General features: G+C 77.1%; 8 protein-coding genes and 1 pseudogene. 4 read left to right on the forward strand and 5 right to left on the reverse strand.

Going from position 1 to position 6,219, the window contains the following annotated elements; translation table 11 throughout:
- Both ACWEQL_RS40120 and ACWEQL_RS40125 read left to right on the forward strand, forming a co-directional pair.
- Positions 1–399: NAD(P)/FAD-dependent oxidoreductase (locus tag ACWEQL_RS40120; protein WP_452156196.1), on the forward strand; the 399-nt coding region annotated here is incomplete at its 5' end.
- Positions 396–524, forward strand: a complete 129-nt coding sequence (locus tag ACWEQL_RS40125) for a hypothetical protein (protein WP_452156198.1) — start codon at positions 396–398, stop codon at positions 522–524. The genes ACWEQL_RS40120 and ACWEQL_RS40125, both read left to right, overlap by 4 nt.
- Before the next feature lie 98 nt (positions 525–622).
- On the opposite strand, the gene ACWEQL_RS40130 is transcribed toward ACWEQL_RS40125, so the two are convergent.
- From ACWEQL_RS40130 to ACWEQL_RS40145, 4 genes are all read right to left on the reverse strand, one after another.
- Positions 623–1,432, reverse strand: coding sequence for a VOC family protein (locus ACWEQL_RS40130; protein ID WP_452156200.1), 810 nt, complete (start codon positions 1,430–1,432; stop codon positions 623–625).
- 129 nt (positions 1,433–1,561) lie between these two features.
- Positions 1,562–2,182: a 2'-5' RNA ligase family protein gene (locus ACWEQL_RS40135; protein ID WP_452156202.1), complete on the reverse strand. Its 621-nt coding sequence runs from the start codon at positions 2,180–2,182 to the stop codon at positions 1,562–1,564.
- Positions 2,183–2,208: 26 nt separating this feature from the next.
- Positions 2,209–3,273 (reverse strand): hypothetical protein, encoded by a 1,065-nt coding sequence (locus ACWEQL_RS40140; RefSeq protein ID WP_452156204.1) that lies wholly within the window; start codon positions 3,271–3,273, stop codon positions 2,209–2,211.
- Positions 3,274–3,362: 89 nt separating this feature from the next.
- Positions 3,363–3,986, reverse strand: a complete 624-nt coding sequence (locus ACWEQL_RS40145) for a TetR/AcrR family transcriptional regulator (protein ID WP_452156210.1) — start codon at positions 3,984–3,986, stop codon at positions 3,363–3,365.
- 257 nt (positions 3,987–4,243) lie between these two features.
- Between ACWEQL_RS40145 and ACWEQL_RS40150 the strand changes: the two genes are divergently transcribed.
- Complete coding sequence (locus ACWEQL_RS40150) at positions 4,244–5,044, forward strand: ABC transporter ATP-binding protein (protein ID WP_452156206.1); 801 nt, start codon at positions 4,244–4,246, stop codon at positions 5,042–5,044.
- Positions 5,045–5,120: 76 nt separating this feature from the next.
- Positions 5,121–5,858 carry an ABC transporter permease gene (locus ACWEQL_RS40155; RefSeq protein WP_452156208.1) on the forward strand — a complete coding sequence of 246 codons (738 nt, stop codon included), beginning with the start codon at positions 5,121–5,123 and terminating at the stop codon, positions 5,856–5,858.
- A gap of 57 nt (positions 5,859–5,915) precedes the next feature.
- On the opposite strand, the pseudogene ACWEQL_RS40160 reads toward ACWEQL_RS40155, so the two are convergent.
- Positions 5,916–6,219: pseudogene (locus tag ACWEQL_RS40160) on the reverse strand (helix-turn-helix domain-containing protein); the annotation flags it as partial.

Consider the following 6,219-nt stretch of genomic DNA (forward strand, 5'->3'; position numbering starts at 1 on the left):
GGGCACATCGCGGCCCGCGCGGCCGCCCATCCGCCGGCCGGCCCCGGCCGCCCCCGGCGGGCGCCGGCCCACTCGGCCCACCTCGACCGGCCCAGCGGCCCGGGCTGGACCGCCGTCGGCGACGCCGTCGCGGCCTTCGACCCGGTCTCCTCGCAGGGCATCCTCACCGCCCTGCACACCGGGACGACCGGGGCGGTCGCCGTCCACGCCCACCTGGGCGGCGACCCGGGCGCGCTGGACGCCTACCGGGCCGGGGTGGCCGCGCTGCTGGCCGCCTACCGGCGCAACCACCACGCGGTGTACGCCGCCGAGGACCGCTGGGGCGAGCGGCCGTTCTGGCGACGGCGCCGCCTCCCCTCCCCACCCCCGCAGAGATCCCCACGGAAGGAACCGGCATGACCACCCGCCCGCTGCCCGCCCGCAGTTACGAGGCGCTGCTGCACCGCTCCTCGGGCGCGCCGGCACCGATCACCCTCGACCTCGGCGACGAGCGCTGGTGGAACATCACCACCCTGAACGCCTGAACCCGTACCTCCCTAACGACCGGACCGGCGGGCCGGGGCGGACATCGCCCCGGCCCGCCGGGCTTCGTGCGGCAGGACACCCGGCCACCGCCGACCCGTCAGGCGGCCGGCGCGTCCTCCTCGGGCGCGAGGAGCACGAAGTCGGCGCCACCGGAGGGGTCCACGCAGACCGCGAGACGGCCGACGCCCGCGACGTCCTCGGGGCCCATCTGGAGGCTGCCGCCGTTGGCGGTGACCGCCGCGGCGGAGGCGTCGCAGTCGGCCACCGCGAACACCGGGTGCCAGTACGGGCGGCCGTCGGTCAGCGTGAGCGCCTCCGGCGGGAGCTGCAGCAGGCCGCCGTGCATCCGCTCCTCGGGCTGCCCGGCGGGGGTGATGATGGTGTACGCGCCCGCTCCGCCCGGCAGCTCCATGTCCTCGTACTGCCAGCCGAACACGGCCGCGTAGAAGGTGCGGGCGGCCTCCGTGTCGGTGGTGTAGAGCTCGGTCCAGCAGAGGCCGCCGGGACGGTCGGCGACCTCGAAGCCCTTCATCCGGCCCGGCTGCCAGAGGGCGAACTCGCCGCCCTGGGGGTCGGTGCACTGGGCGAAGAGGCCCTCGCCCTCGGCGTCGGTCGGGGGGACCCGGACCGTGCCGCCCGCCTTCTCGACGGCGGCGGCACTGGCGGCGACATCCGGGGTCCGGAAGTAGATCATCCAGGCGGAGCGGGCGCCCTCCTCGGTCAGCGGGCCGATCCCGCCCACCATCCCGCCGTCCTGCCGCAGCAGCACGTAGCCGCCGGACTCGGGGGTGGGCCCTTCGAGGTCCCAGCCGAAGACGGCCCGGTAGTACCGGCCCGCGGCGGCGACGTCCGGCGCGCCGAGGTCGACCCAGCACGGGGAGCCGGTCACGAAGTCGGTGGTGATCATGGTGAGTCCTTCCCTGATGCCCCCACGGCGAACGCCCCCGGGGGCCAGCCTGGCACTGACCGGCGCGGCCCGCCCGGCGGCGCCGCGTCGGCACAGGTCAGCACTGCTCCACCCGGTCGGGGCGGCGGATCAGGCCGGCCGCTCCGGCTCGCCCGTCCCGGCATCGACGTCACCCGGCCCGCCGCCCGTCAGCCCGCCGGTGCCCAGCGCGACCGTGGCGCGCGGGCGCATCGGGCCGTCGCCGCGGCGGGAGAGCAGCACGAGTCCGCCGACCGTGGCCGTCCGGCGGCCCAGCCGGGCGGCGCACTCGGCGGCGAGGGCGCGCGGGTCCCCGGTGCGGCCCAGCGACAGGTGCGGGGTGAACTCCGGGAAGCGGCCGCGGCACCGCGGGAAGCGTTCCGCCAGCGCCTCGTACAGCTCGCGCCACGGCCGGGGGCCGGCTGCGGCGGGGTCGAGCCAGACGGTGGCGTACGAGCGGTGCCGGAAGAAGCGCACCCCGGCGAGGGTGACCGGGAAGGGCTCCCGTTCGGCGGCCGCCGCGGCCAGCAGCGGGGCCGCGGCGGCGAAGTCCTCCTCCGGGACGAAGCCGAAGAGCAGGTTGACGTGCGGCGGCCAGCGGCGGATCTGCGGGTCGTGCTCGACCCGGATGTCCTGGATGGCGGGCCACAGCTCGTCGGGCGGCAGCCACGCCACCGCGGTGCGGGGTGTGGGGGCGAGGTCGAGGGCTCCGGTGGCCGGGTACGCGTCCACCCGCCCATCGTCCCCCGCGCCCGGCTTCAGTACCCGCCGAACCCGCCGAAGCCGTGTCCGCCGGTGCAGCCGCCGGTGCCGGAGGTCCCGGTGCCGCCGACGCCCCGGCCGGCGGAGGAGCCGCCGTCGTACGTCCGGGCCGGCCGGGGTACGGGGCCGTGCGGCCCGTCCTCCCAGTCGCCGTGGGCGACCCGGGACCACCACTGCCGGAAGGTGAGGTCCACGTCGTGCTCACGGCACTCCTCCTCGACCGCCCGCCGGGCCTCCTCCGACCAGCGGAAGGTGACGGCCCCGCCGGGCCGGACGAGGTGGCCGAGGAGGAGGACCGAGAGGTCGAGGGCCTTCATCGGGCCGCCGTCCCACCCCTCGGCCGGACGCCGCGCGGCGTCCGCGCCGCCGGGAGGAACCCCGACGGCGCCGGCGGTGACGTCCGCGCGGTCGACCAGGACCGTTCGGCCGGACTCGACCCACCGGTAGCGCCAGAACGGGTGGGCGGCGACCGCGGCGACCACCGCGGCCACCCGCTCCTCCTCGCGCCGCCGGGCGGCCGCGGCCGCCTCCCGTTCCGCGGCCGCCTCCGCCGCGAGCTCGGCCTGCCGGCGCTCGATCTCCTGACGCACCGGCAGGTAGCCGACGAGCGCGGCCCGCACCTCGGCGGCGAAGGCGAGTTGGGCGTCGCGGGAGCGCAGCGCGCCTCGGCGCCGCAGGCCGGGCAGCCCGAGCGCCGGGCCCGGGGAGTGCCCGGACCGGCTGTCCGCGTAGAGGTCCACCCGGGACCGGCGTCCGCCGTGCGCCCGGTGGATCTCCTCCAGCGCGCGGGAGATCCGGTCGAGGCAGGCCCGCTCGCCGGCCGCCCAGCGGGAGCGTTCCTCGGCCGTGCAGCGGACGGGCTCGCCCCAGGTGTGCCCGATCCGGTGGACCTCCACCTGCGGCCAGGGCGGGGGCCTCAGCGGTACGAACCGTTGTCCGCAGAGCGTCTCGACGTCGAGCCGCACCGTCTCGCGTCGGATCCTGACCTGGCCGTCCGCCACCTCGTCCTCCCGCGCGTCGACGTGCCGCCGCCCGGCCGGACCGGGCTGCCACGGTCGCACACCCACCATAGCCGCGCGGACACGCTCCGCAGCAAGCCCCGTGCACGAGGTCATCGGCGCGCGGGTGCGGGTGTTCCGGAGGTCCGGGCTCAGGCCTCGGTGAGGTAGCGCTGGAGGGTGGGCGCGACCATGCGGATGATCTCCTCGGTGTCCACCGAGGCGACCGGCTCGATCCTGAGCACGTAGCGCAGCATGGCGATCCCGATCAGCTGGCCCGCGGCGAGCTGGGCGCGGAACTCGGGGTCGGGGACCTTCAGTTCGCCCGCCACCCGGAGCAGCACCCGCCGCTCGATCATGCCACGCAGGACGGCCGCGGCGGTGTCGTGGGTCAGCGCCGAGCGGACGACCGCGAGCAGCGGGGTGCGGGTCACCGGGTTCTCCCAGACGCCGAACATCGCCCGGGCCAGCCGCTCGCCGACGCCCTCGGCGTCACCGGCGACGGCGACCGGCACCGCCATGGCCGGTGCCAGGGACAGCTCCACGGCCGCGTCGAAGACCTGCTCCTTGGTGCCGAAGTAGTGGTGCACCAGGGCGGAGTCCACGCCGGCGGCCTTGGCGATGCCGCGGACCGAGGTCTTCTCGAAGCCGCGCTCGGCGAACTCGGCCCGCGCCGCCGTCAGGATCCGCTCACGGGTGCCGGGGCCGCTGTCCGCCTCGGCCCGCGAGGGCCGCCCGCGGCGCCTCGGGCGGTCGCCCGCCGCCGTGTCCGTCATCCCGTCGACCCCCGTCACGCGCGCCGTCCGTCCCGTCCGTTCCGTCCGGTGCGCCGCCGTGCTCGGGCGGGCCGCCGGAGTCCTCCCGGCCCGCCCGTCGGGCGTCCGGCCACGGCTTCAGGGTAGGTGACGGGGCCGGTTCGGGGGCGTCCGGTACGGCCGTCGGCAGGCCGGACGCGGGGGCCGGGCGAACCGGCCCGCCTGGCCGTGACGCGGCCGTTGACGGCCTCCCACCCCCGCCCTATATTCACACCGTGATGAATAAAACTGACGCGCCCGCCCCCCGCGTCGCCATCCGCGCCGACGGCCTCACCGTCGCCCGCGGCCCGCGCACGGTGCTCCAGGGCCTCGACTTCACCGTCCCCGCCGGCCGGATCACCGGACTGCTCGGCCCCAGCGGCTGCGGCAAGTCCACCCTCATCCGCGCGATCGTCGGCACCCAGGCCCGGGTCACCGGCACGCTGGAGGTCCTCGGCCACCCGGCCGGGCACGCCGCGCTGCGCCCCCGCGTCGGGTACGTCACCCAGGCGCCCTCGGTCTACGGCGACCTCACGGTCCGCCAGAACCTCGCCTACTTCGCCGCCGTCCTGCTGCCCGGCCGCGCCCGGCGCGAGGCCCGGGCCGCCACGGTCGCCGCCGCCCTGGAGGACGTCGACCTCCTCCGGTACGCCGACTCCCTCGCCGGGGAGCTCTCCGGCGGCCAGCGCGGCCGGGTCTCGCTGGCCGTCGCGCTGCTCGGCGCGCCCGACCTGCTGGTGCTCGACGAGCCCACCGTCGGCCTCGACCCCGTGCTCCGCCGCGACCTGTGGGAGCTCTTCCACGGCCTCGCCGCCGACCGCGGCACCACCATCCTGGTCTCCTCGCACGCCATGGACGAGGCCGAGCGCTGCGACCGGCTGCTGCTGATGCGCGACGGCCGGATCCTCGCCGAGGACAGCCCGGACGGGCTGCGCCTGGCGACCGGCGCCGACACCGTCGAGGCCGCCTTCCTGCACCTGGTCGAGCAGACCGGCGACCCGGCCGTCGCCGACCGGCCGGCCGCCCGGCCCGTCCGATGACCCCCGCCCGCCCGATGACCCCCGCCCGCCCGGGCGCCCGCACCCCGGGGCGCCCCTCCCGAGGAGCACCGCGCCGATGAACCTCCACCGCACCCTCTCCACCGCGGGGCGCGTGCTGCGCCAGCTGCGCCACGACCCGCGCACCGTCGCCCTGATGGTGGTGGTGCCCTGCGTGATGATCACCCTGCTGCGCTACATCTTCGACGGCCGGCCGCAGAGCTTCGACCGCACCGGCGCCGCGTTGCTGGGGATCTTCCCGCTGATCACGATGTTCCTGGTCACCTCCATCACCACGCTGCGCGAGCGCACCGACGGCACCCTGGAGCGGCTGCTCGCGATGCCGCTCGGCAAGGGCGACCTGATCGCCGGGTACGCCCTGGCCTTCGGCCTCGTCGCGGTGGTCCAGTCGACCGCCGCGACCGGCCTGTCGCTCTGGCTGCTGGGCCTGGACGTCACCGGCAGCGCCTGGCTGCTCCTGCTGGTGGCCCTGCTGGACGCGCTGCTGGGCGTGGCGCTCGGCCTGTTCGTCTCGGCCTTCGCCCGCACCGAGTTCCAGGCGGTGCAGTTCATGCCCGCGGTGCTGATGCCGCAGCTGCTGCTCTGCGGGCTGTTCGGCCCGCGGGAGTCGATGCAGCCCGTCCTGGAGGCGGTCTCGGACGTGCTGCCGATGAGCTACGCGGTGGACGCGATGGACGAGATCGTCCACCACGCCGAGCCGACCGGCGACTTCACCCGGGACGTCCTCGTGGTCGCCCTCACCGCCGTGGTGGTGCTCGCCCTCGGCGCGACCACGCTGCGCCGCCGCACCCCCTGAGCGACGGCCCCGGTCGGCGGGCGGGCTCGTCCGACGATTCGCGCCCGGCGGGAATCGTCAGACAAGCCCCAGTTCGGCGAGCCGGCGGCCCGCCGCGGCGTGGTCGGGGCGGCGCCAGCGGCGGGCGGCGAGGCGGCCGCGCAGGCCCCGCAGTTCGTGGCCGACGATGGCGGGGACGTCCGCCGGGGCCTCGGCGAGAGCGGGGGCGAGCAGCTCGACGGCCGTCTGCGGGTCGTCCGCGCACAGGTGGCAGTCGGCCACCCGGACGGTGAACAGCAGCCGGGTGGCGGGGAGTTGCTCCGGTCCGAGCAGCCGCAGCGCACCCTCGGCGGCGTCCACGGCCCGCCGGGCGAGGTGGGCG

It is taken from the genome of Kitasatospora sp. NPDC004240, from assembly GCF_053603215.1.